This is a genomic window from Microbacterium sp. HM-570 (assembly GCF_054165885.1).
Map to the genome: position 1 here is coordinate 1,988,783 of NZ_CM135111.1, position 24,869 is coordinate 2,013,651.

At 67.0% G+C, this 24,869-nt stretch carries 21 protein-coding genes and 1 pseudogene; 12 read left to right on the forward strand and 10 right to left on the reverse strand.

Features of this window, described 5'->3' with window-relative positions; translation table 11 throughout:
• Nucleotides 1-8 precede the first annotated feature (8 nt).
• Together ACT9TC_RS09440 and ACT9TC_RS09445 are read left to right on the forward strand one after the other, a co-directional pair.
• The gene (locus ACT9TC_RS09440; protein ID WP_458040273.1) at nt 9-308 is read left to right on the forward strand and encodes a potassium transporter Trk; all 300 of its coding nucleotides are present in this window, start codon (nt 9-11) and stop codon (nt 306-308) included.
• Nucleotides 309-445: 137 nt separating this feature from the next.
• A complete protein-coding gene (locus tag ACT9TC_RS09445) occupies nt 446-1,717 on the forward strand; it encodes a DUF222 domain-containing protein (RefSeq protein ID WP_458040274.1) in 1,272 nt (423 codons plus the stop codon).
• An 8-nt stretch (nt 1,718-1,725) separates the two neighbouring features.
• Here the strand turns inward: ACT9TC_RS09445 and ACT9TC_RS09450 are convergent, their stop codons facing one another.
• Nucleotides 1,726-2,334, reverse strand: coding sequence for a zinc-binding alcohol dehydrogenase (locus tag ACT9TC_RS09450; protein WP_458040275.1), 609 nt, complete (start codon nt 2,332-2,334; stop codon nt 1,726-1,728).
• Between the two features lie 98 nt (nt 2,335-2,432).
• Between ACT9TC_RS09450 and purM the strand changes: the two genes are divergently transcribed.
• The 4 genes from purM to ACT9TC_RS09470 are packed head-to-tail and all read left to right on the forward strand — an operon-like array spanning nt 2,433 to nt 6,942.
• A complete protein-coding gene (gene purM / locus ACT9TC_RS09455) occupies nt 2,433-3,575 on the forward strand; it encodes a phosphoribosylformylglycinamidine cyclo-ligase (RefSeq protein ID WP_458040276.1) in 1,143 nt (380 codons plus the stop codon).
• 5 nt (nt 3,576-3,580) lie between these two features.
• Nucleotides 3,581-5,041, forward strand: a complete 1,461-nt coding sequence (gene purF, locus ACT9TC_RS09460; protein ID WP_458040277.1) for an amidophosphoribosyltransferase — start codon at nt 3,581-3,583, stop codon at nt 5,039-5,041.
• 60 nt (nt 5,042-5,101) lie between these two features.
• The gene (locus ACT9TC_RS09465) at nt 5,102-6,079 is read left to right on the forward strand and encodes an ATP-binding cassette domain-containing protein (protein ID WP_458040278.1); all 978 of its coding nucleotides are present in this window, start codon (nt 5,102-5,104) and stop codon (nt 6,077-6,079) included.
• The gene (locus ACT9TC_RS09470) at nt 6,076-6,942 is read left to right on the forward strand and encodes an ABC transporter permease (RefSeq protein ID WP_458040279.1); all 867 of its coding nucleotides are present in this window, start codon (nt 6,076-6,078) and stop codon (nt 6,940-6,942) included. Before ACT9TC_RS09465 ends, ACT9TC_RS09470 begins: the two co-directional genes overlap by 4 nt.
• Before the next feature lie 117 nt (nt 6,943-7,059).
• Here the strand turns inward: ACT9TC_RS09470 and ACT9TC_RS09475 are convergent, their stop codons facing one another.
• Nucleotides 7,060-7,224: a DUF3073 domain-containing protein gene (locus ACT9TC_RS09475; protein WP_081766276.1), complete on the reverse strand. Its 165-nt coding sequence runs from the start codon at nt 7,222-7,224 to the stop codon at nt 7,060-7,062.
• A 148-nt stretch (nt 7,225-7,372) separates the two neighbouring features.
• Here ACT9TC_RS09475 and ACT9TC_RS09480 point away from each other — a divergent pair, with 148 nt between their 5' ends.
• The gene (locus ACT9TC_RS09480; RefSeq protein WP_458040280.1) at nt 7,373-7,924 is read left to right on the forward strand and encodes a universal stress protein; all 552 of its coding nucleotides are present in this window, start codon (nt 7,373-7,375) and stop codon (nt 7,922-7,924) included.
• Between the two features lie 71 nt (nt 7,925-7,995).
• Here ACT9TC_RS09480 and ACT9TC_RS09485 read toward each other — a convergent pair whose 3' ends face one another.
• The 3 genes from ACT9TC_RS09485 to ACT9TC_RS09495 all read right to left on the reverse strand — a co-directional run bounded on the left by ACT9TC_RS09485 (nt 7,996) and on the right by ACT9TC_RS09495 (nt 9,856).
• Nucleotides 7,996-8,604: a PadR family transcriptional regulator gene (locus ACT9TC_RS09485; protein WP_458040281.1), complete on the reverse strand. Its 609-nt coding sequence runs from the start codon at nt 8,602-8,604 to the stop codon at nt 7,996-7,998.
• On the reverse strand, nt 8,601-9,476 hold the full coding sequence (locus ACT9TC_RS09490) for a DUF4097 family beta strand repeat-containing protein (RefSeq protein ID WP_458040282.1): 876 nt from the start codon (nt 9,474-9,476) through the stop codon (nt 8,601-8,603). Before ACT9TC_RS09490 ends, ACT9TC_RS09485 begins: the two co-directional genes overlap by 4 nt.
• A gap of 215 nt (nt 9,477-9,691) precedes the next feature.
• Nucleotides 9,692-9,856: a hypothetical protein gene (locus tag ACT9TC_RS09495; RefSeq protein ID WP_181003470.1), complete on the reverse strand. Its 165-nt coding sequence runs from the start codon at nt 9,854-9,856 to the stop codon at nt 9,692-9,694.
• Between the two features lie 302 nt (nt 9,857-10,158).
• Here ACT9TC_RS09495 and ACT9TC_RS09500 point away from each other — a divergent pair, with 302 nt between their 5' ends.
• Entirely contained in the window at nt 10,159-11,151 is a 993-nt protein-coding gene (locus ACT9TC_RS09500; RefSeq protein ID WP_458040283.1) for a DNA topoisomerase IB, read from the forward strand.
• A gap of 97 nt (nt 11,152-11,248) precedes the next feature.
• The gene (locus ACT9TC_RS09505) at nt 11,249-14,497 is read left to right on the forward strand and encodes an efflux RND transporter permease subunit (protein WP_458040284.1); all 3,249 of its coding nucleotides are present in this window, start codon (nt 11,249-11,251) and stop codon (nt 14,495-14,497) included.
• 193 nt (nt 14,498-14,690) lie between these two features.
• On the opposite strand, the pseudogene ACT9TC_RS09510 reads toward ACT9TC_RS09505, so the two are convergent.
• Both ACT9TC_RS09510 and ACT9TC_RS09515 read right to left on the reverse strand, forming a co-directional pair.
• A pseudogene (locus ACT9TC_RS09510) lies at nt 14,691-15,491 on the reverse strand (DUF998 domain-containing protein); the annotation flags it as partial.
• A 291-nt stretch (nt 15,492-15,782) separates the two neighbouring features.
• Nucleotides 15,783-16,724: an aldose 1-epimerase family protein gene (locus ACT9TC_RS09515; RefSeq protein ID WP_458040285.1), complete on the reverse strand. Its 942-nt coding sequence runs from the start codon at nt 16,722-16,724 to the stop codon at nt 15,783-15,785.
• A gap of 349 nt (nt 16,725-17,073) precedes the next feature.
• Here ACT9TC_RS09515 and ACT9TC_RS09520 point away from each other — a divergent pair, with 349 nt between their 5' ends.
• On the forward strand, nt 17,074-19,209 hold the full coding sequence (locus tag ACT9TC_RS09520) for a DEAD/DEAH box helicase (RefSeq protein WP_458040286.1): 2,136 nt from the start codon (nt 17,074-17,076) through the stop codon (nt 19,207-19,209).
• Nucleotides 19,210-19,293: 84 nt separating this feature from the next.
• Here ACT9TC_RS09520 and ACT9TC_RS09525 read toward each other — a convergent pair whose 3' ends face one another.
• On the reverse strand, nt 19,294-20,391 hold the full coding sequence (locus ACT9TC_RS09525) for an Rv2578c family radical SAM protein (RefSeq protein ID WP_458042909.1): 1,098 nt from the start codon (nt 20,389-20,391) through the stop codon (nt 19,294-19,296).
• An 85-nt stretch (nt 20,392-20,476) separates the two neighbouring features.
• Between ACT9TC_RS09525 and ACT9TC_RS09530 the strand changes: the two genes are divergently transcribed.
• Both ACT9TC_RS09530 and ACT9TC_RS09535 read left to right on the forward strand, forming a co-directional pair.
• Nucleotides 20,477-21,460: a M15 family metallopeptidase gene (locus ACT9TC_RS09530; protein WP_458040287.1), complete on the forward strand. Its 984-nt coding sequence runs from the start codon at nt 20,477-20,479 to the stop codon at nt 21,458-21,460.
• A gap of 228 nt (nt 21,461-21,688) precedes the next feature.
• Nucleotides 21,689-22,108, forward strand: a complete 420-nt coding sequence (locus ACT9TC_RS09535; RefSeq protein ID WP_458040288.1) for a hypothetical protein — start codon at nt 21,689-21,691, stop codon at nt 22,106-22,108.
• A gap of 34 nt (nt 22,109-22,142) precedes the next feature.
• On the opposite strand, the gene ACT9TC_RS09540 is transcribed toward ACT9TC_RS09535, so the two are convergent.
• Both ACT9TC_RS09540 and ACT9TC_RS09545 read right to left on the reverse strand, forming a co-directional pair.
• Nucleotides 22,143-22,955: an energy-coupling factor transporter transmembrane component T gene (locus tag ACT9TC_RS09540; protein ID WP_458040289.1), complete on the reverse strand. Its 813-nt coding sequence runs from the start codon at nt 22,953-22,955 to the stop codon at nt 22,143-22,145.
• Nucleotides 22,952-24,817 (reverse strand): ABC transporter ATP-binding protein, encoded by a 1,866-nt coding sequence (locus ACT9TC_RS09545; RefSeq protein WP_458040290.1) that lies wholly within the window; start codon nt 24,815-24,817, stop codon nt 22,952-22,954. Before ACT9TC_RS09545 ends, ACT9TC_RS09540 begins: the two co-directional genes overlap by 4 nt.
• Between the last annotated feature and the right edge of the window lie 52 nt (nt 24,818-24,869).

The following is a 24,869-nucleotide window of genomic DNA, read 5'->3' on the forward strand; positions in this document are numbered from 1 at the left end:
ATGGAGGGGTGAGCAACGAAATCGTCGAGGGGCGCGTGCGCCGGGCCCCCAAGTACGGGGTCTTCCTGACGGTGGGCGCGCTCCTCGGAGTCCTCGTCACCCTGATTCTGGCCTTCGCCACAGGCGAAGAGGCGATCAGCCCGCTGACGGATGTCACGTACTCGTCGACCCAGGTCTTCGGGTTCCTCGCCCTCATCGGTATCGCTGTCGGTCTGGCCGTCGGGGGAGTCGTGGCACTCGTGTTTGATCGCGCTTCGCAGCGCCGCGCGCGCACCGTCAGCTTCGACCACGAGACCATCGTCGACTGACATCTGAACACGGCGCTCTGCGTCGGTTCGACCTCTGGTTTCCAGATGGGAGAACTCTCATCTTTTCGCCGTGTTTTCGGCGCGATTTGGGGCTTTTCGGGGCGTGAATGTCGGTGGTCATCCGTAGAGTTTCGAACATGCATTCGAACACTCGTGGGGTCGATGTCAAAGCTCGGGACTTCGCAGACCGGTGCGCTGAGGCGATGCGTGTGGCCGAGCAGGGGCAGGCCGCGCTGGCCCGCATTTTCGCGGAGGCAGCCGCGGAGGGGATGCACCGGGTCGCGGAACTCGCCTCCCCTTCTTCCCGCGAGGCGGAACTGCCTTTTCGTTCATTGGCGGCGGAACTCGGTGCCGCAACGAACATGTCCGACCGGACCGTGCAGCGCCGTATGAACGATGCCGCGGTGCTGGAGGAGTCGTTCCCAGCCACGTTCGCGGCGTGGGATGAGGGACGGGTGAGTACCGGGCACGTTGCGGTGATCATGGAACACGGCCTCCCGATCACCGACTCGGACGCACGCGCCCTGTTCGAGACTGAAGCGCTGATGCGTGCCGAAGAAACCACACCGGGACGGCTGGGGTCATCCCTCGCGCGGCTTGCGGAGTCGCTGCAGCCGCGACCGCTCGCGGAACGGCACGAAGAGGCGCGTGCGTCGCGGGGTGCGTGTGTGCGGGACATCGGGGATGGGATGGCGGAGTTCAGCACCATCCAGCCCGCTGTGCTCGCGCATGCGATGCACGACCGGATCACGCAGCAGGCCCAGGCGATCAAGAACGCCGACCCCACGGATGTGCGGACGATCGATCAGATTCGTGCGGACCTCGTCGCGGACATGATGCTGACAACGACCCCCAACGTTGAAACGGGTTCCGGGTTCTCGGACGGGTTCGGGGGTCTCGGGGCGATCCGCGGGATCGTGAACGTCACGGTGCCCGCGCTGGCGCTGGCCGGCGTGACCGACGAGCCCGCCGAACTGGTGGGCCGATGCCCGATCGACCCGGCCACGGCCCGGCAACTCGCGGGACACGCGACCGGATGGGATCGCGTTCTGGCTGACCCGATCACCGGGTGTGTGCTCGCCGTGGACCGGTACACACCGTCCGCCGACATGAAACGGTTCCTGCGGGCGAGGGATCAGCACTGCCGATTCCCCGGATGCCGGCAACCCGCCCACCGGTGCGACCGGGACCACACCCTCGACTACGCGTTGGGAGGTGAAACCAGCACCTGCAACCTCGCGTGTCTCTGTAAACGACACCACACCCTGAAGGGCGAGACCGCGTGGACCGTCCGACAACTCGGCGGCGGAATCCTGGAATGGACCTCACCCGGTGGCCGCGTCTACATCGACAAACCACCGCCCGCGCTGGTCATTTTCACCCCGAACACGGATCCACCACCGTTCTGAGGCAGCGTTTACGCGAGTTCGGCGATGATCGGGTGGATCGCGGCGTCGAACGCGACGACATCGCTGCGCAGTCCGTCCGTCACGGCGATCGTGAGTGACCCGATCCACCAGACCCCGCGTTGCGTGAGCGGAAGAACCTGCACGTTGAGCTCGAAAGCGTGGGCACGTCGCCCGACCTCGCGTTCGTGCTGGGCGATAGCGCCCGCATAGGCCCGGTACGAAACGCCGGACCTTCCGAGCGAGTCTCCGGCGTGGCGATCGTGAGCCGCGCGAGCGAAGGCGACGGCGCTGGTGTGCGGGGCGATCGCCGCCCGCAGGTCGTCGAACCCTTCGACGGGCAGCGCGACGTAGGTTTCGAACCCGTCGACCAGGTCGAGAGGCCCCGAAGCGGGATGAGCTTGCGGCTCGACGGTCATCGCCCAGTATTCGCGCCACTGTCGCTCGAGCCGAGACTGCTCCGCCTCGTCGCGTTCGATGTCGTTCGACGACAGCCCGCGCAGGGGCGGCAGCTCGTCGGGCCAGCGCACCCCCACGAGCTGGCGCAGCGCAAGGGCCAGGATGACCGCGACATTCGCATCCTCGCGGATCACCCACTCCGGACCTGCGGCGCTGGGCATGCCGTCATTGTAGGTCGCGGGCCCCTCGGCCCTCGACAGCGGGTACCGGAGCGGGGCGACCGAATCCGACGCCCCGGACGGGCCGGTAGGCTGTGCGGGTGGCCTCAGCCTCGCTCAATCCTTACGCCGCCGCCGGAGTAGACACCGCGGCAGGCGACCTCGCCGTAGAACTCATGAAGTCAGCGGTGCGCGCAACGCATGGTCCCGAAGTCCTCGGGGGCGTCGGCGGCTTCGCGGGTCTGTTCGACGCGCGGGCTCTTCGCGACTTCGATCACCCGCTCCTCGCGACGAGCACGGATGGCGTGGGCACCAAGATCGCGATCGCCCGGGCCATCGACAAGCACGACACTGTCGGGATCGACCTCGTCGGCATGGTCGTCGACGACATCGTCGTGGTCGGCGCCCGGCCGCTCTTCATGACGGACTACATCGCGTGCGGCAAGGTAGTTCCCGCGCGCATCGCGGACATCGTCGCGGGCATCGCGCGCGGTTGCGCCGAGACGGGCACGGCCCTGGTCGGCGGTGAGACCGCCGAGCACCCGGGCCTCTTGGCCGACGACGACTACGACATCGCGGGAGCAGCGACGGGCGTCGTTGAGGCGGCGGACGTACTCGGCCACGAGCGCATCGTCGCGGGCGACGTCGTGCTGGCACTCGCCTCAAGCGGCCTGCACTCGAATGGATTCTCGCTCGTCCGCCGCATCATCACGGACCGCGGGATCGCCTACACCGACCGCGCCGCCGAACTCACCACCGCGACATCCAGTGCCGCGACATCTTGGGGTGAAGCGCTCCTCGAACCGACCCGCCTCTACACGACTCCGCTTCTGCGCCTCGTCGACGAGCTGCGTCCCGGCGCGGGCGTCCACGCGCTCAGCCACGTCACCGGCGGCGGTATCGCGGCCAACCTCGCGCGCGTGCTGCCGCAGGGAACCTGGGTCGATGTCGACCGCACGACGTGGTCACCACCGCCGGTCTTCCGTGTGCTCGCCGATGCGGGACGCATCACGCTCGAGCAGACCGAGGGCACCTGGAACCTCGGCATCGGGTTCCTCGCGGTCATTGCCGCCGATCGGTCCGACGCGGCGATCGCGGCGCTCGGTCGGGACGGCATCGCCGCCTGGCCTGTGGGCACCGTGCGCGACGACCCGCTACCCGAGGGCGATTTCGAACAGGGAGCCAAGGGGGTCGACGGCGGCGCCGTACGCCTCGTCGGTTCCTACGCGGATGGAGCGAACTAAACCCCATGTGCGGCATCGTTGGGATGGTCGGCCAAGGGTCGGTCAATCAGGACATCTATGACTCCCTGCTGCTGTTGCAGCACCGCGGGCAGGACTCGACGGGCATCGCCACGGCCGAGCCGAGCGGCATCTTCCACATCGCGAAGGCGCGCGGTCAGGTGCGCGAGGCTTTCCGTACACGTGACATGCGTGCCCTGATGGGCACGATCGGGCTCGGTCACGTGCGCTACGCGACGAAGGGCACGGCGGGCAATGAAGAAGAGGCGCAGCCTTTCTACGTCAACGCTCCGTACGGCATCGTCCTGGTGCACAACGGCAATCTGACGAACACGCGTGAGCTGACGCAGGAGCTGTTCAGCAAGGATCGTCGACACCTCAACACCACCTCCGACACCGAGCTGTTGGTTAACGTCCTCGCGAACGAACTGCAGGCGTCGATCTCAGGCCTCGATCTCGATCCCGAGCAGATCTTCCAGGCCGTGTCGCGCGTGCACGAGCGTGTCGAGGGGTCGTACGCCACGATTGCGCTGATCGCCGGTCACGGGCTGCTCGCGTTCCGCGATCCCTTCGGCATCCGTCCGCTCATTCTGGGCACACGCAAGACCGCGGCGGGGAGCTACGAGTGGATGGTCGCATCCGAATCCCTCGTGCTCGAGAACGGCGACTACGACGTTGTGCGCGAGGTGATGCCCGGCGAGGCCGTGTTCATCGACCTCGCGGGGCACCTGCACATGAAGCAGTGCGCCGCTGACGCGAAGCTCGTGCCGTGTTCGTTCGAGTACGTCTACCTGGCGCGTCCCGACTCGATCATGAACGGCATCTCGGTCTACGAGGCCCGTCTGCGTATGGGCGACCGTCTCGCCGACACGATCGCCAAGTACACCCCCACCGAGACAATCGACGTGGTCATGCCGATCCCGGATTCGTCGCGTCCGGCAGCGATGCAGGTGGCGCGCAAGCTCGGCATCGAATACCGCGAGGGGTTCTACAAGAACCGTTACGTCGGCCGGACGTTCATCATGCCCGGTCAGGCGGTGCGCCGAAAGAGTGTGCGGCAGAAGCTCAACGCGATGTCGAGCGAGTTCAAGGGCAAGAACGTGCTGCTGATCGACGACTCGATCGTCCGGGGCACGACCAGCCAGCAGATCATCCAGATGGCTCGGGATGCCGGGGCCAAGACGGTCACGTTCGCCTCCGCGGCCCCGCCCGTCCGCTACCCGCACGTCTACGGCATCAACATGCCCTCGCGTCAGGAGCTCGTCGCCCACGACCGCACGATCCCCGAGATCGCGGAAGAACTCGGCTGTGACTTCCTCGTCTACCAGGAGGTCGACGACCTCAAGGCCGCGATCCTCGAGGGGTCGGATGTCACCGACCTCGACATGAGCTGCTTTGATGGCCGCTACATCACGGGCACGGTCTCGGACGAGTACCTGGCCTGGGTCGAGGGCTCGCAGACCTCCTGACTCCTGGGTTCGCCCAGCGGGAATGCCTGGATGTCGCAGGCGCGGAGTACGCTCGCGCTCATGCCATTTATCGAGGCGAGTGATCTCGTCAAGACATACCAGCCGAAGGGCGCCCCCGAGGTGCGGGCGCTCGACGGCTTGAATCTGACCGTGCCCGAGGGCACCGTCACCGCGCTGCTTGGGCCCAACGGTGCGGGCAAGACGACGACCGTCAAGGTGCTGACGACCCTGATCCGACCGGACTCGGGTGCCGCGCGCATCAACGGCATCGACGTTCTCGCCGACCCCCAGGCCGTCCGTCGAATGAGCGGCGCGAGCGGACAGTACGCGGCAGTGGACGAAAATCTCACCGGATTCGAGAACCTGCTCATGGTCGGGCTGCTCTACCACCTGGGTCGCAAGCGAGCGGCGCAGCGGGCGCGAGAGCTCATCGAACTGTTCGACCTGGTCGATGCTCAGAATCGACCCGTCAAGGGTTTCTCGGGCGGCATGCGCCGAAGGATCGACCTGGCCGGCGCTCTCGTGATCAACCCGCCGGTGCTGTTCCTCGACGAACCGACGACCGGCCTCGATCCGCGTAGTCGGCTCGCGCTCTGGGATGTGATTGAGTCGCTCGTCGCGGGCGGCACGACGGTGTTGCTGACGACCCAGTACCTAGAAGAGGCAGATCGTCTCGCCGATTCGATCTCCATCATCGATACCGGTCGGGTCATCGCCGAGGGTACGGCCGACGAGCTCAAGTCATCGGTCGGGGGACAGCGGGTGGCGATCAGCTTCGCGCAAGAAGCTGATGCGCCCGCGGTCGAGCAGGTTCTGCAGCGATACGGCACGGGGCCGGTGGTCTCCGACGGAGGGCGCACCCTCGTTGTCCCCGTTGCGGACGGGGCCGACGCCCTCGGCAGGATCATGGCCGATGTAGCCACGGCCGGCATCGAACTCCACGACGCGGGCATGCGCCGCCCGACCCTCGACGACGTGTTCCTGCAGCTCACGGGGCATGCCGCCGAAGACACGCAAACCGAGGAGACTGCAGCATGACGACGTCCGACACCGCTCGCGGTACGACGCCGTCCCCGGCCGGGTCACTTCAGCCCATCCCCGGCACGACGGTCAGCCGCTTCCTCTCCGATGGCTACGTCGCGACATGGCGCAACATCAAGAAGATCGTGCGCGTCCCCGACATCCTGGTGTTCACCCTGATCCAGCCGATCATGTTCGTGCTGCTGTTCACGTTCGTTTTCGGTTCGTCGATCGACATTCCCGGTGAGAGCTACACGTCGTTCCTCATGGCGGGCATCTTCGCGCAGACGATCGTCTTCGGGTCGACCTACTCAGGTTCCGCGATGGCGCAGGATCTGAAGGACGGGATCATCGACCGGTTCCGCACGCTTCCGATGAACGGAGCGGCGGTGCTCATCGGACGCACGGTCGGCGACCTCGTGATCAACGTGCTGTCGCTGATCGTGATGATGCTGACCGGTCTGCTGGTCGGCTGGCGTGTGGAGTCGTCGGTCGTCAGCTTCCTCGCGGGGGTCGGCCTGCTCATCCTGTTCTCGTACGCCTTCTCATGGGTGATGAGTTTTCTGGGGCTCTCGGTGCGCAGCCCCGAGATCATCAACAACGCCTCGTTCCTCATTCTCTTTCCGCTCACGTTCATCTCGAACGCGTTCGTCCCGAGCGAGAACCTGCCGGGGCCGCTCCGTGTCTTCGCGGAGTGGAACCCCGTGTCGGCCCTCGTGCAGGCGGCACGCGTTCTGTTCGGCAATGTCGCGGAGGGATCGCCGACGGCGGATGCGTGGCCGCTGCAGAACCCGGTGCTTTACGTGCTGATCTTCACGGTCGTGATGCTCGTCGTCTTCGTGCCGCTGTCGGTCCGCAAGTTCGCGTCGCTCAACCGCTGACCGGGCTCGCCGAGCACAACGTCGGAATCCGTCGATGATTCAGCGTCAGGACCCGGAGTTGCGGGGCTGATGGACGGCGCGAGTCGCGGTTAGGCGACGTCGTGCGCGGAGAGGCCGTCAGGCCTTTTCGTCCTCGTACTCGTCCGCCCACTTGTCGACGTAAAGATCGTCGTTCGTGTGCCCGAGCTCACGTTCGAGCGCGGTGTAGTTGACCGACGGGCTGTAAGACTTGAGCTCGCGAGCGATCTTGGTGTGTTTCGCCTTCTGACGGCCACGACCCATGCGAGACCCCCTCACGACTAGAGCTGCGGGCATGTCTGAGGTGCCCGATGCATTCACGAGACCGGCTCGAGGCCGGTAAGAGTAGCATTCAGAATAGCACGGGCGCACACGGGCAAGCCGGGTGCTCCGCTACCGTGAGGGAGCAGCGATGACCACCATCAACCCAGATTCCTCGAATGGTGCCAGCGACGGCGAGCGCGATGCTGCGCTACGCGGCGCGGTCATTGTCGCCGCGGTGCCCGGCCAATCTGCTCGGGTGATGCGCGAGGGTGCACACTTCGCCCGTCTCATGAACGCGCCGCTCGTGATCGTGCACGTCGACATGACGCGCTTCGTGACGTATGAAGACCCGGATGGCTACGTGCACTCGGCCCCGCTCGACATCGACATCACGCCGGGCGCGGCCGAGCTCGATTCGGTGCGGCAGGCTGCCCACGACGCTCTCGACGCCAAGGGTGTCGCATGGGAGTTGCGTCAGCTCGTCGGCGATCCCGCCATCGCCCTGAAGAACTTCGCCGAGCGTCTCGACGCCAAACTGCTCGTGGTCGGCACACGCGACCGCGGTATCGGTGAATCGATCCGGGAGTTCTTCACCGGGTCGGTGGCCGCGCGCTTGGCCCACCGCCAGCACCGCCCGGTTCTCGTCGTGCCGCTCGGCACGGCGGCCGCGGACGACGAGGACCTCTGGCCCCAGGAATGAGTGGGGCGGCTCCGAGAACCGCCCCACTCATTTGCCGGGCCGGGCGAACCGACTAGCCAGCTTCGAACAGGTCAGCGACCGAGCGCCGATCGCAGATCCTTCAGAGCACCCTCGAGGGATGCCGCGAGGTCGTCGATCACACCCGATTCGAGCAGACGACCGCGAGCCACGTGCGTCCGCAGCTCTGCGCGGAGGCGCCCACGGAAGTCGTTCACGATCGCATCGGCTCGGTGGAGTTGTTCGCGGCTGCGCCCGCGCGGATCATCCGAGGGGGAGGACGGTGCATCCGCGTCGCGCTCGTCCCGGGCCGAAGCGGCCAGATCTGCTCGCAGACTCTTCATCGCCTCACGGACGCTTCCGCGCACCTCGTCGGCGATCAGGCGGACCGAGTCGGCCAGCCCCGCCTCGATGCCCTCGAGATCGCCCGCACGCCATGCCACCTCGGCGCGTCCAGCCGCTGTGATCTCGTAGACGGTCTTGCGGCCGTCGACGCTCTTGGTGACGAGGCCTTCTTCTTCGAGCTTGGCGAGGCGCGGATAGACCGTGCCGGCGCTCGGGGTGTATGTGCCGCCGGTGCGGTCTGAGAGTGCCTGGATGATGTCGTAACCGTGGCGCGGTGCCTCGTTCAGCAGGTTGAGCAGGTACAGGCGGAGATCGCCATGCGAGAAGACGGGACTCATCGTGCGTCCTCGACATCCACATCGTGGTGAGCAGCGGTGTCATCGACGGCCGGAGTGTTTTCGCTGACCGACCGGCGAAGCACGGTCACGTCGCCTGACACCGTGTTGGTGCGGATGTCTGCGAACGACCCGCTCAGTTCACCCGTCGAACCGGTGTAGCTAGTCGGACCCGAGCCGGACCGCACCACGCCGTCGACCTGCACGCGACCGCTCACGCTGCGCGCGACGTAGTTGGCCGCGAGGGATCGATCGAGGCGCACCGTGGCGTTGCCGTTGACGGTGTTGAGACCGATCTGATGGACGGGACCGGTGGTGTCCAGCATGACGCTGCCCGAGACGGTGTCGACGGTGGCCTTCCGGATCGTGCCGGTCGCCGCCACGTCGCCCGACACACTGTTGGCGGTCAGTGCGCCCACCAGTTCGTGGGCCTGCACGTCACCCGAGACGGCGTTCACCTGCAGGTCGCCCGTGAGTCCGTCGACGATGATGTCACCCGAAACCGTGTTCAGCCGCACGTCGCTCGCGAGTCCGGCGACGAGCGCGCTGGCCGAAACGACGCCCAGGTTGAGCGCGATGTTGCGCGGCACGGCGACGCTGATGTCGGCCTTCGGCCCGCCCGCGCCGAAATTGCGGAAGACCTGGAGGAAGTTGTCCCAGCGCAGCTGCGGGTGATCGATCTCGATCGTGTCGCCGGTCGCCTCGATGCGCAGGTCTTTGATGGTGACTGCGTGAACCTCGATGCGAATGCCGGGCTCGTCGTGCGCGATCACGTCGATCTGGCCACCGACGAGACCGACCTTGAGTTTGTTGACCGACTCGACGTCGATCACGCGCGATTCGCCGGGGTGGACGATCCACTTTTCCAATGTCATGGCACGCTCCTTGCGCTCGAATACACGATATATCGTGAGTCACGAGAATAACACGATATATCGTGTTTGCGCAGGGACGAAGAGATGGACACGATGTTCACGGAGAGCATCCGGTCACCAAAGAACGGATGCCGCGGTCCAGCGCGAAAGCTGGACCGCGGCATCCGCGGGGGAGGGCCGACGCACGCACCCGAAACGCGCGCGGCCGGACATTCCTAGACCTTGCTGCGACCCGTGATGAGTCGGAGCAGGAACATGATCAGCGCAATCACGGCAAGCACGATGGCAACCCAGATCAGCCAGTTGGCTGCAGACCAGATGCCGCCCGTGATGGCGAGGACGACCGCGATGATGATGATGATGAGGGCTGCGAGGTTCATGGTGAGGCTCCTTATGTGTGTTGTCCGAACGTGCGTGCGCCAGATGTCTGAATCGGCGGACGCATGCGAACGACGTGCGGGTGGCACTGTGGAAAAAACGCTAAGGGTGAGCCACGGGGCGTGCGAGGGGGTTGACGAGGCCTCTCGGACGGTGATATCACGTCGTGCGGAGCCGGACCGGGGGCGCGATTGCATCGCTGGCGCTTCGAGTGCCGCGTGTCAAGTCCTCGAGGTGGTGTCACCGGAGAGACTATGTTTCGTCTGGATCGCACGTCGCGATCAGCGACGGGGAGTGCGGATCGATGGCGAACGGACGGGGCTCAACCGCGGGCGCGCGCCGACTCGTTCGTGTGCGACCGCTCGAGGATGCGGGACTGCAACGCATCCGTTCCGGCTCCGGATTCCGGTACGCGGACCATCGTGGGAGGCCCGCCGGGGCGAGCGATGTCGAGCGCGTCGAGGCACTTGTCATCCCTCCGGCGTGGCGGGATGTGTGGATCGCCCGTGACGCCCGCGGTCACATTCAGGCGGTCGGCACGGATGATGCGGGTCGGCGTCAGTATCTTTACCACGCGGCGTGGAGCTCTACTCGCGACCGCGGAAAGTTCGCGCGAGCTCTGCAACTCGCCGAGGTGATCCCGCGCGCCCGAGCGCGCGTGACGACGGCGTTGCGCCGTGAGGCGCTCGATCGCGAACGGGTGCTCGCGACGGCGTTCCGGCTGCTCGACCAAGCGGCGCCCCGTGTGGGATCCGCACGATATCTCAAGGCCAATGGCAGCCGTGGCCTCACCACGCTCATCCGCAAGGATGCGTCGGTCGATGGCACGGTCGTCACGCTGTCCTTTCCCGCCAAGAGCGGTAAACAGGCCCTCATCGACGTCGATGATTCGGATCTCGCCGCCGTGATCAGCGAGCTCGTCGCGGGACGACCGCGGTCCCCCCTGCTCGCGTACGCGCAGGGTCGGCGTCGCGTCGCCCTCACCCCCCGAGACGTCAATGCACACGTGCGCGCGTTGACCGGCGGATCCTTCACGGCCAAGGACTTCCGGACGCTGCGCGGCACCATCCTCGCCGCCGAGGCGCTGGCCCGCATCGGTCTGGTCGAGACGAAGACCGACCGCAAACGGGCGGAACTGCTTGCCATCCGCGCCACCGCCGACGGCCTCGGCAACACCCCCGCCGTTGCTCGCAGCAGCTATATCGATCCGCGGGTGTTCCGGGCCTACGAGAAGGGTCGAGTGCTCGATCTTGACGTGGCCGCCGAGACGGCGATCCGCGAGCTGCTCACGGGCTAACGGCGCCCATCGGATGAGATACTGAAACCGATACGTTCGCGTATCGATCTCCGGACTCCGGCTCGGTGTCCGTGCCATCTCTCATCGAAGGCCGACCGTGTCGAACCTCGCCATCCTGAGCCTGAAGAACCGCGCGCTCATCGCCCTGATCACGATCGTGGCGGCGGTGTTCGGCGGCCTGGCGCTGACCAGCCTCAAGCAGGAGCTCATTCCGTCGATCGAGTTCCCCCAGCTAGCCATCGTCACGGCATATCCGGGCGCCTCGCCCGAGGTCGTGAACACGGATGTCTCGACGCCGATCGAAACCGCCATCCAGGGCATCGAGGGGCTCGAGTCGACGGTCGCGACGAGCACTACCAACGCCTCGATCATCTCGGCATCGTTCACCTACGGCACGAACCTGGCCACGGCCGAACAGAAGATCACCCAGGCGATCAACCGCATCGACGCGCAGCTGCCCGAGTCGGTCGAACCGAACGTCATCGCCGCCAGCTTCGACGACTTCCCCGTCATTCAACTGGCCGTGACCGGCTTCGATGACTCGCTTTCGATCCAGGCTCAGCTCGATCAGAGTGTGATTCCCGACCTCGAGGATGTCGACGGGGTGAACGCCGCTCAGATCGTCGGCGGGATCGGCCAGAGGATCACCATCACGCCGGACACGGCATCGCTGGCCGCCGCCGGGTTCACCCAGCAGGCCATCCGTGACGCCCTCGATCAGAACGGCGTACTGTTCCCGGGCGGTCAGATCACGGAGGCGGATCAGACGCTCACGGTGCAGACCGGGGTCAAGATCACCACGGTCGACGAACTCGCCGCCCTGCCACTGGTGCCGACGAGCGCCGATCAGTTCGGTGCCGAAACCCTCACGATCGGCGATGTCGCCACCGTGGTGGAAGCCACCGATCCGGTCACGTCGATATCGCGGGTCGACGGTGAGCCGGCGCTGACCATCGCGATCACGAAGCTGCCCGCGGCGAACACCGTCGACGTCTCGCGCGGTGTGCTCACGCTGCTCCCGGAGATCGAGCGGAGTCTGGGTGGGCCGAGCTTCACGGTCGTGTTCGATCAGGCCCCGTACATTCAGCAATCGATCGAGGCGCTCGCGCAAGAAGGCCTGCTCGGGCTTGTGTTCGCGGTTCTCGTGATCCTGGTGTTCCTGCTGTCGGTGCGCTCGACTCTTGTCACCGCGATTTCGATCCCGACAAGCGTCCTCATCACGTTCATCGGCATCCAGGCCTTCGGATACTCGCTGAACATCCTCACACTGGGTGCTCTGACGATAGCCATCGGGCGTGTGGTCGACGACTCGATCGTCGTCATCGAGAACATCAAACGGCACTATGTGGGCGACGCCGACAAGACCGCGTCGATCCTGCTGGCGGTGCGCGAGGTCGCGGCGGCCATCACGGCTTCGACACTGACGAGCGTCGCGGTGTTCCTGCCGATCGTGTTCGTCGGCGATGTCACCGGTGAGCTCTTCCGTCCGTTCGCTCTCACGGTGACGATCGCGATGCTCGCTTCGTTGTTCGTTGCCCTGACGATCGTGCCCGTCCTGGCGTACTGGTTCCTGCGCCCGGGTAAGGCGCTCCTCGACGCGGAAGGGGTTGCGGTCGATCCCGAGTCGCCGACCGCGCCGCACACGCGTCTGCAGAGGTCTTACCTGCCGGTCCTCTCGTGGACGCTGAAGCACTCCGCAGTCACCCTGATTCTTGCGCTCGTGGTGCTCGGTGGCACGGCCGCCGCCGCTCCATTCATGAAGACCAACTTCCTCGGTGACTCCGGGCAGAACACCTTCACCGTCACCCAGAATCTGGGCCCGGCGGCGAGCCTCGACAGCGAAGACGCCGCGGCAGTTCGGGTGGAAGAGGCGCTCCTGAAGATCGATGGCATCGAGACCGTCCAGGTCTCGATCGGATCGAGCGGATCGGCGCTTCGCGATGCCTTCTCGGGTGGCGGCGCCGGGATCACGTACTCGATCACGACCGATTCGGATGTCGATCAGGTCGAGCTGCGTGAGCAGGTCCAGTCGACGCTGTCCGACCTCGAGGGTGCAGGAGATATCGCGGTCGCGGGGTCGGGCGGAGGCTTCGGGTCAAGCGACGTGGACATCGACGTCAGCGCTCCCGACCGGGGGACGCTCGAGGAGGCGACGGCCGACGTCGTCACCGCCCTCGACGGCCGGGACGGTATCGGCCAGGTGACGAGCAACCTGTCGGCGTCTCTGCCCTACATCGCGGTAGTTGTCGACCGCGATGCGGCTGCGGCCCGTGGGCTGTCGGAGGTTGCCGTGGGAGCACTCGTGTCGGGCGCGATGCAGCCCCAGTCGATCGGATCGATCGAGATCGACGACACCGCGTTGACGGTGTATCTCGCGGCATCCGCTTCGCCCGCCACGCTCGATGCGCTGCGTGCGCTCGAGGTGCCGACCGCGGCCGGACCGGTGCGTCTCGACGAAATCGCCGCGGTCGACGAGACGGATGGACCCACCTCGATCACGACGCAGCGGGGGCAGCGCACCGCGACGGTCACCGTCACTCCCTCGACCGATGACCTGAATGCCGCATCGGCGTCGGTCAATGAAGCCCTCGCCGACATCGAGCTGCCCGTGGGCGCCGACGCCGAGGTGGGAGGAGTCATCTCGCAGCAACAGGATTCGTTCTCGCAGCTCGGTCTGGCCCTGCTCGCCGCGATCCTGATCGTCTACATCATCATGGTTGCGACGTTCAAGTCCCTGCGCCAGCCCCTGCTCTTGCTGGTGTCCGTGCCGTTCGCGGCCACGGGCGCGATCCTGTTGCAGATCCTGACCGGGGTTCCGCTCGGGGTGGCATCCCTCATCGGTGTGCTGATGCTGATCGGGATCGTGGTGACCAACGCCATCGTGCTCGTCGACCTCGTCAACCAGTACCGCGAAAAGGGGCTGAGCGCCTACGAGGCGACCGTCGCGGGATCCGCGCGTCGCCTTCGTCCGATCCTGATGACCGCGCTTGCGACCATTTTCGCGCTGCTGCCCCTCGCTCTGGGCATCACGGGAAATGGCGGGTTCATCTCGCAGCCGCTCGCGATCGTAGTGATCGGCGGACTCGTCTCGTCGACCGTGCTGACGCTGCTCGTCCTGCCGACCCTCTACAACCTGGTCGAAGGGGCTAAAGAACGGCGCGTCGCGCGACGGGGCGGACCCGCATCGTCGGCGTCAGAGCCCCGCGAGACGGACCCCCGCGAGCCGGACGACGGACGCTCGACACACGAGAAGGCCGAAGCGAGCTCACCGCTGCTCGGCGGGTATCCGGCGGCAGCGCCCGTGCAGCAGACCCGTCGGGTGCGCCGCGGCGAGCACGACGGCTGACGAGCACGGGGCGCCGCGGGCGACCGGAGGCCACATCGCGGCGTGGCACCGGTGTTGAAGTACGCACGGGCTCGGGGACAGATTCCGCCTTGCTGGGCGCTGAACCCGGCGCGTGGCGGGTCTCAACGCAGGTCGCGAAGACGCCGATCCAGCTGAACATCAGGCCGAATGCGACGATCTCGAAGGCGGCGAGGTTGATGATGCCGAAGATGAAAACGGTGGCGCCGATCACGAGGATGATCGCGATCGCGCCCGTTGCCCGGGAAATGCGCGGGGGGAGCCCGCGGAGCAGCCACGGGGTGAGGATGAGGAGTGCGGCGAACGACAACGTCATGCCTGTCGCGGCCCGGTCGTGCAGAAACTGCTGATGATTCACCGGGATCATTCCGACCATCGCCATGTTGGCGCCGACGCAGGCCACGAGGATCGCGAAGATGCGGGGAGCGCGGACGCTTCGCAGTCGTCCCTGCTTTCGGGCGTTGATCAGGACGCGGCGGACGCGGAACGAGAACGCGACGATCAGCGTGCCCGTTGCGATCAGCGTGCCGTTGAACATGTATCCCGAGAACACGTGGAACGTGCCCAACTGGCTGAAGTGCAGCTGCCACCAGTTCGGGTCGGGCGTTGTGAGGATCGACGTGAGTGATCCGAGGACCGTCAGCGACATCAGCATCCCGACCGCGTGGATCGTCTCATTGCGCGACGCCGCGTGCGTGGCGATCAGCGACACGACCGCGATGCTGATGCCCGACGCGACCGTCGCCTGCAGCGCCGTGACGTGGGCGTCTCCGCTCAGACCGTTCAGGATGATGAACGTGAGCGCGACCAAGAGTCCCGAGATGAGAGCCTGAGCAAAACCGGCCGAGACGGCGTCGATCCGGTGGCTCCAGTGTCGTTCGTCGTGGCCATGCGCCACCGACATCTCTGTGCGTCGCGTGTACGCCCGGTATGCGAGGATTCCACCCGTGGCTGCCGCAGCCAACGCGGCCAACATCCCCACTGACCATTGGCCCCAGAGGGGTACGGTGGGGTCGCCAGGAGTCGCACCGAGAGCAAGGACCGTGGCGCCGACCGCAAGTATCGTTGCGCGGAGGGCGCGCCAGGGGCGCAAGCTAGACGGGGCGAAGTTGACGGAGGGTGTGACGAGACCGGGGGGTGTCACGTCCAGACCTTTCGGGGGGTGTCGGGAAGCGTGGCTATTGCGAGGATTATAGCTCGCTATCGTTTCCGTCTTGGGCCGTTATGGCCCATATTCTGCCCCGAGCATCTGAATATGAGAGAGATCTCATGAACTTGTCAGTTCAATTCCCCAACCAAGTGTCCACTTCTCGTTCGGCGCGAGCCATCGCAGGCCACGACCCGAGTTGAAAGCGTTCGCCGGTGCGGTCATCGGCTCGATGGCGACCGCGAGCGATTGGCTGGGGTAGCGGTCGGTTGTGAAGATCTGCGCGAAATCAAAGCCGGCGCCCTGCCAGAGCACGAGCGAACGTCCGTCGGGGGCCGTGAGCGAATGGCGGATGAGCCCGTCAGCGTCACGACTGAGCCCCGAGTACGCGGTGTCGAGCGTGATGTCGCCCAGTCGCCGTCCATCCCGCAGGTCGTTTCCGGGGTCGACCGGCACCTCGTCGGTCGGAATGAGTTGCTGGTCGACGACGAAGCGGTGCGTGCCGGACGACCGCACAACCAGATCCCGCGTGGGGACCCCGCCGATCATGAGGTATGGGTGTGTCCCGACGGCGACGGGCGCTGCATCCGTTCCGCTGTTCTCGATCTCGTGAGTGACTGCTACTCCCGTCTCGGTCAGGGCATATGTCACGCGGGTCGACAGATGAAAGGGGTAGCCGGTCTGCGGGAAAACGTCTGCTGCCAGGATGACCCGATCCGACGCGACGTCGGTCGCGCTATACGCGGCGAAGCGCAGCAGTCCGTGAGAGGCGTTGTTGAGTGCGGGTTCGGTTATCGCGAGTCGACGGGTCTTGCCATCCTGCGTCCACGCGCCGTCGCGGACCCGATTCGGCCACGGTACGAGGACTACTCCGGATGCTGCGGGCGAGGGTGCATCCGCCGGGTAGGGCGGAACGATTTCGACGCCACCGACGGTGAGGCGACGCAACGCTGCACCGACCTGAGTTATCTGCGCGCCTACGCCGGTCTGCGCATTATCGAGGACGAACTGTGTACCCGTGGGTCCACTTCGCATGCCGTCTTGCTCCGATGCGAATGTCACAGGTGGGGCCCTCCTCCGGTCGGCCGCCACTGGCCGGACTCACCATGGTAGTCAACGTCGGCGTGCGTCTCGTGCGCATGGATCCGGTGTTCTCCCAGGCCTGACCGCCGTAGTGCTGTAGTGTTGGGCGGTCGGCTCTGGACACTGCGCGTGTGCGTGGATGGGTTTGTGAGTCCAAGGGGCCGATGGTGGGGGCGAATCCGCCCCGGCGACCATCACGTTGAATGGCCCCCGGCCGACGAGAGTCCGGGTAACTTCCTACCGCGATCAGACGCAGATTTGATCGGCGCACTTCGGTGCGTTCTGTGGAGTGCTGTTCTCACATGAGACAACCCAGAAGGACACCACTATGCCCAAGAACAAGAAGCCGGCCGGCGGCCGACCCGCGAAGAACTTCGAACCGCGCCGCGGCGAGAAGACCCCCTACCAGGACCGCAAGCGTCAGGGTGTGGCGACCGAGGCTCGTTCGCAGAAGCCGGGTAGCCGCAGTGCTGGCCACCGCGGATTCCGCGCCGGAGCCTCGACCGAAGAGTCCGGCGCTCCGAAGGCCCGTTGGACCTCGGCGCAGCGTGCCGGCCGCGAAGAGGCCCGCGGCATCCGGACCCACGCACACGGCGATCGTCCCGCGCGTTCGTTCGACGGCCGTCCCGCGCGTGGTCGTGATGAGCGCGGCCGCGACGAGCGTCCCGCGCGTTCGTTCGACGAGCGTCCCGCTCGATCCTTCGACAACCGCCCGCCCCGCGAGGGCGCGGAGCGTCCTGCCCGTCGTGAGTACAACAACGACCGTCCGGCCCGCACGTACGGTGAGCGTCCCACGCGTTCGTTCGATAACCGTCCGGCCCGTCGTGAGTACAACAACGACCGCCCGGCGCGTACGTACGGTGAGCGCCCGGCGCGCTCGTTCGACGACCGCCCGAAGCGTTCGTTCGACGAACGTCCCGCGCGTGGTCGTGATGAGCGTGGCCGCGATGAGCGTCCCGCTCGCTCCTTCGACGACCGCCCGAAGCGCTCGTTCGACAATCGCCCTTCGCGTGACGGTGCGGAGCGTCCGGCCCGTCGTGAGTACAACAACGACCGCCCGGCCCGCACGTACGGTGAGCGTCCCGCTCGCTCCTTCGACGACCGCCCGAAGCGCGAATACAACAGCGACCGTCCCCGTCGCGATGACCGCAGTGGCGCACCCGCCGGTCGCTCCGACTGGTCGAAGAAGCCCGAGCGCACCGCGTCTCACGAGCAGCACGTCGACGTCGTTCACGAGCGCTTGCAGGCCGAAGCCATTCAGGCGACGGATGTCGATGGCGTGACGTTCGGCGAGTTGGGCCTCGGCGACAACATCGTTCGCGCCCTGGCCGATCTCGGTGCCGCGGCGCCCTTTGCCATCCAGGCCTCGACAATCCCCGAGATCCTCGCGGGACGCGACATGCTCGCCCGTGGGCGCACCGGCTCCGGCAAGACCATTGCCTTCGGCGCTCCCATGGTCGAGAACGTCCTGCGCTCGCAGGCCGGCCAGCGTCGTGAGTTCGGCCGCAAGCCGAAGGCGCTCATTCTCGCCCCGACGCGCGAGCTCGCCCTGCAGATCGACCGGACGATCCAGCCGATCGCCCGCAGCGTGGGCCTGTTCACGACCCAGATCTACGGTGGTGTGCCCCAGGCGCGCCAGGTCGGTGCGCTCAAGAAGGGCGTCGACATCATCATCGGCACCCCCGGACGCATCGAAGACCTCATCAACCAGGGTCGTCTCGACCTGAGCGATGTTCAGGTCGCGATCATCGACGAGGCCGACCACATGTGCGAGCTCGGATTCCTCGAGCCCGTGCAGCGGATCCTGCGCGAGACCGGTGACGGATCGCAGAAGCTGCTGTTCTCGGCAACGCTCGACCGTGAGGTCTCGGCGCTCGTCGACGAGTTCCTCGTCGAGCCGGCCGTGCACGAGGTCGCCGGTGAAGACCAGGCTTCGAGCACGATCGAGCACCGCGTGCTCGTGATCGACCACCGCAACAAGGCCGAGATCCTCAGCCGCCTGGTCGACCGCGACGGCAAGACGCTCGTCTTCGCCCGTACCCGCGCGTTCGCCGAGATGCTCGCCGAACAGTTCGCCGACGAGGGCATCCCCGCGGTCGCCCTGCACGGTGACCTCAACCAGCAGAAGCGCACGCGCAACCTCGAGCGTCTGACGTCGGGTCGGGTCAACGTGCTCGTGGCGACGGATGTCGCGGCTCGCGGCATTCACGTCGACGACATCGACCTGATCGTCCAGGCCGACCCGCCCGACGAGTACAAGACGTACCTGCACCGTTCGGGTCGTACCGGCCGCGCCGGCAAGCAGGGTCGCGTCGTCACGTTGATCACGCGCCAGCGTCGTCGCAAGATGACCGAGATGCTCGAGCGCGCCGAGATCGTTGCTCCCTTCCAGGATGCGGCGCCCGGCGACGACGTGATCGATGAGCTCGCGGGTGGTCTGACCGCCGCCGAGCTGACCGCGTAACCAGCACGTAGTCGAAAGGGCGCCTCGGCACATCCGGGGCGCCCTTTCGCGTGTTTCGGGTCTGTTGTCCGGGGGCCCGGGGCCTCAGAAGAGCGTGGGCGGGCCGACGTCGAAGCGCGGCCCGGCGGGTGCGACGCTGCCCCGCGGAACCCATGCGGGTGCTCCCCCAGACCGCGTGGCGATCACCGGACCGGGACCGCGCGCTCGCATCGTCTGCTCCTCTTCGGCGCGCCCGTCGAGTCTGTGCGCCCGGATCAGCGGCCGCATGCGTTTCGACAGCCACTGCCGATAGCCCTTCGGTGCGTTGGACGTAGCGCCCGGATACAGCCCCCGGTACGAGGACACGAGTTCCGGATGCTCCCGCTCGAGCCACTGCATGAACCAGGGCTTCACGCCTGGGCGCAGGTGTAGCGCACCATAGACGACCCGCACCGCACCGGCTTCCTTGATTCGCGCGAGTGCGTCATCGAGCGCGGGGATGGAGTCGGTGAGGTGCGGCATGACAGGCATCATGAATACCGTCACCCCGAACCCCGCGGTTGTGGCCGCGCGCACGGCTTCGAGGCGAGCGGTCGCCGTGGGGGTTGCGGGTTCGATCGAGTGCTGCAGGGCATCGTCGAACACCGCGATCGAGAACGCGAGATCGATGGGCACGTGTTCGCGGGCCGCTGCGAGCACGCCGAGATCGCGTCGGATCAGCGTGCCCTTCGTCAGGATCGACAGGGGAGTGCCCGACTCGGCGAGAGCCGCGATGATCGATGGCATGAGTGCGTACCGTCCTTCGGCGCGCTGGTACGGGTCGGTGTTGGTGCCCAGGGCGACGTGCTCGTGCTGCCATGACCCCGCGCGCAGCTCGCGGCGCAGCACCTCGGCGACGTTGGTCTTCACGACGATCTGCGAATCGAAGTCCGCGCCGGCGTCGAGGTCGAGGTACTCGTGCGTGCCGCGAGCGAAGCAATAGGAGCACGCATGGCTGCATCCCCGGTACGGATTGATCGTCCAGTTGAACGGCATCGACGAAGCGCCGGGAACGTGGTTGAGGGCAGACTTCGCGAGCACCTCATGAAAGGTGATGCCCGCGAACTCCGGTGTCGTAATCGAACGCACGAGCCCGTCCATTCGTTCCAATCCCGGGAGTGCCGATTCGTCCACAACTCCGAGCTGTTGTCCTCGCCAACGCATCCCATATTCGAACATACAAACTACCTTTTCGTCAACCGCCGGGCGGGAGCCCGAGCGCCCCAGCGACATCGGAGAGAATGAATGGATGACCTCCGCGACCGGGTCACCCGACTCCCGGCGTGCGGCACGGAACGCGGCACCGCCGCCCCGTGGCGCACGCAAGCTTGCCGCGGCGTCGATCGGGGTCGCTCTCGCGGTCGCGGCACTGGCCGGAATCGGCGGAGCGCTCGCCGTGCCGCGCGCCGCTCAGAACCCCGTGAGAGCCGTGGCAGCGCCGACCGCACCCCCGCCGAGCGCGACCGGGATCCCCGCGCCCACCCGCTCCGGGGCCCCCGTGGCCGAGGCGGCGTTCTGCGATCGGCCCGAGGTTCAGGCCGGGCTCGCGGCCGGCGACGATCCGGCCGTGATCGCCGCGGCGGGCGGGGGTGAGGGGCTTCGACAGGCCGTCATTCGGGGCATTGCGCCGTGCATCAATCTGCGTGACCCGTCGCATGTCTGGTTCGTCGTGAACAAGACGATGCCGATGGAACCGATCGATTTCGCGCCGTCCGATTGGGTTGCGCCCGGGGGTGTGCCGCTCGGCAACCTCGCGGCTGTGCGGACAGATATCGCGCCCACCGTCACCGCGATGTCCGAGGCATCCATCGCCGCCGGCACGGGGCAGCTCGGCATGCAGAACGGCTATCGCGGGTACTCCGTGCAGCAGCGCATCCACAACGACCGTGTTGCTTCTCTCGGCAAAGAAGCCGGCGAGCGTCTGGCCGCACGTCCCGGATACAGCGAGCACCAGTCGGGCATCGCGATGGACGTTTTCGGATGTACGCCCGGATGCTCGTCGTCGGAGCAGTTCGGCACAACATCGACCTACCAGTGGGTCGTGGAGCACAGCTGGGAGTACGGCTGGATCATCCGGTACGAAGACGGCCAGACTCCCATCACGGGATACGATCCCGAGGCTTGGCATCTGCGCTACATCGGCCCCGAGCTGGCTGCCGCGTATCACGCGGGCGGGTTCCGCACGCTCGAGGAGTTCTTCGGCCTGCCCGCAGCGCCCGGGTACCTGGACTGACCGGATGCTTCGTGCCTGATGCGCGTCCCCTGGTCGGTGTCGTCTCGGCGTCGGATCTGTCGATCATGACGTTCAACCTGCAGCGTGCGTGCGCGTCGTCGCGGAGTTGGTCGAAGCGCAGCGGTCGCGTGCGGCTGATCATGCACCGCGAACAGCCGACGATCGTCGCGGCACAGGAAGCCCTCCCGCATCAGGCGCGAGTCGTGCGGGACGCGTTGGGCGCCTCTGGTGCTGCCCCGATTCGTCGGCGCCCGTGCCGGGTTCGACATCGTCTTCTGCGTGACCGTTCTCGTGGCGGCCTGGAGCAACGTGATCGACCTGTACCGCACGGTGCCCGGGTGGGATCTCGCCGTCCACGTCGTGTGCACGGGAGTTCTCGCCGTGATGCTCTACGTGCTCGCCGCTCGGCTGGACGTCGTGCCCGGCGTTCTCGGTGCACGCCCGCGGGCCCGCGTCCCGATCGTGTTCATCACGAGCGTGGGGCTCGCCCTGAGCGCACTGTGGGAAATGGTGGAGTGGGTCGGATTCGCCTTCATCACGGACGAGATCTTCGTCACGTACACCGACACGATCGGCGATATGGCAGCGGGCGGGCTGGGCGCTCTCGTCGGCGGGGTCATCGCCTCCCGCGTGCGGCTCGTCGACTGATCCTCAGCGGGCGCCCTTCTCTTCGCTTTGGGGCTCAGTCTGGGAGGGCGAGGAAGATCGCCGCGGTGGCGATCCAGAACAGGGCGATGAAGGCGACATCGCGCGCCCGGAACGGGATCCGGTACCGCTCGGTCCGGTGCGGAAGGGCGCCGAACGCGCGTGAGTCCATCGAGAGGGCGACGCGCTCGGCGTGCCGGATGGCCCCGGCGAGCAGCGGCACGACGTACCCGATCCGTCGCCTCACCGCCGCGATGGGCCCACGACCGTGCGAGGCGCCGCGAACCCGGTGCGCGGCACGGATCACCTCGAGCTCGTGCCCGAAGCGCGGTACGAATCGGAACGCCGCGAGCGCCGTGTAGCCGACGCGATACGGCACGCGCAGCTGCTGGATCATCGAGCGGGTCAGGTCGGGTCCTGTCGTCGTCAGCCCCCCGATGAGGGCGAGCGTGAGGATCGCGCCGAGCCTCAGCGCGGTGGCGAAACCGACCTCGAGCGCCTCGCCGTAGAGCGACCAGGAGCCGAGCTGCAGGATCACGACGCCGTGGGAAATGCGGGAGGCATCCGTCCACAATGAGAAGCCGATGCCGATCAGCAGCAAGAACGCGGGCACGGCGAGCAGCAGGATGGCAAGCGTCCCGGTGGAGAGGCGCGCGCCCACAAGGATGACGACGTAGGCGAGTACGAGGAAGGCGGCCGGGGTCTGCACGTCCCGCACGACGAGCAGCGCGAGCATGGCTGGCACGGGTGCGGCGATCTTGGCGAGAGGATTCAGGGCAGAGAGGAAGCGCCCGTGCGGTTCGTTTTCGCGGTACGGCGGGCGTTCGAGGGTCGGCGTCGGCGCGGTCATCGCGTAGCCCCCTCGGTCGATTCGGGCGTCGTCCGCGGGCCCGTTCCGCTGAACCGGCCCGAATCCGCAGAGAGAGTCCCCGGAAGATCCGCCAGCCGGACGATTCCCGAAAGCTCCGGATGCGTCGACAAGTCCGCGAGCGCCGAAGCCAACGGCGGCCGGCGGAGCCCCGCTGCGCGAAGCAGCTCGGCATCCGCGAAGACGTCCGCGGTCGGAGCGTGCGCGAGCAGACGCCCCTCGGCGATGACAGCCGTGTGTGTGGCGTACTCGGTCACCAGCTGCATGTCGTGCGTCACCACGATCACGGTCGTGCCCCGCGCATTGAGCTCGGCGAGGATCCCGAGCAGCTCGTCGGCGCGTGCGTGATCCTGGCCGAACGTCGGTTCGTCGAGCGCCAGCACCGGTGCGCCGGCAATCAACGCCGTGCCCACAGACAGGCGCCGCTTCTGTCCGCCCGAGAGAAGGAAGGGATGGGATGCTTCGCGCCCGGTCAGGCCGAAGCGCTCCAGCATGTCGGCGACCCGGGTCTGAATCTCGGCCTCGCTCGCGCGGCGCAGCCGGAGCCCCTGCGCCAACTCATCGAAGACGGTGTTCGTGACGAACTGATGCTCGGGATTCTGGAAGACGAAGCCGATCCGCGACGTCAGTGCCGCGACATCCGCGCGACCCGGGTCGATCCCGTCGACGACAATCCGTCCGCGAGGCGGCGGCACGACTCCGGCGATCGCTTGAACGAGTGTCGTCTTGCCCGCGCCGTTCGGGCCCACGACGGCGAGGAACTCGCCCGCGCGGACGTCGAGGTCGATGCCGTGCAGCACCGGGGTGCGGCCGCGCCGGACGGTCAGGTCACGGACGCGGATGATCGGCTCGGCGGGCGCGGTTGTTGGTGCGGTCACGGCTGCGGGGCTGGATGTGCCTGGCGCAGCGACCGATGCACCCGTTCCCGCCGCGTCCGTAGCGTCCCCTGCCGGCCGAGTCGCTGCCTCGAGCGCGGCCCGCAGCTCGGTAGCGGTGAGGGGGAGGGGGTCGAGCGCATACCCCGCGGCACGGAGCCGCAGCGCCGCGAGCGCCGACGCCGGCAGCCACACCCCGAGCGCACTCAGTTCGGCGGCGCGCCCGCGGAGCACGGAATCCGTGGTGCCATCGGCCACGAGGTGCCCGTTCGCGTCGAGGACGAGCACGCGCGTGACGAGCTCCACCATCGCGTCGAGGTTGTGCTCGACCAACACGATCGAGCGGTCACCCGCCGCGATGACGTCGGCGAGAGCCGCCGCGACGTCGTCGACGCCCTGCGGGTCGAGGTTGGCGGTGGGTTCATCCAGCACCAGCAGGCCCGATCCCATGGCGAGGGCGGTCGCGATCGCGAGGCGCTGGCGACCACCACCCGACAGCCGGTCGGGGTTATCGTCGCGTCTCTCCCACAGGCCGACGCGACGGAGGGATGCCTCGGCCCGGGACAGGACCTCGGGCACGGGGAGCGCGAGATTCTCCGGGCCGAACGCCACCTCGTCGAAGACGGTCGACGTGACGATCTGTGCGTCCGGGTCTTGGAACACCATCGCCACGCTGGGGCTCAATTCGGCGACCGTGGCCTGTGCGGTGTCACGGCCGTCGATCAGCACGCTGCCGTCGATGTCGGCGGGGATCGCGTGGGGGATGAGCCCGTTCATGCTGAGCGCGAGGGTCGACTTGCCCGATCCGCTCGGCCCGAGGACCAGCACAACCTCGCCCGGTTCGATCGAGAACGAGACACCGTCCGGTGCCGCGCTCGCCGCGTCGGGATACCGGATCGCGAGGGCCGTCACGGTCGCCGAGACGCCCGCGCGGCGACGTGCGGACGAGATGTCGTGGGATGCGGTCACAGAAGCCTCGGGTGAGAAACCCATCGGGCCGGGGGAAACCCGGGTCTCATCC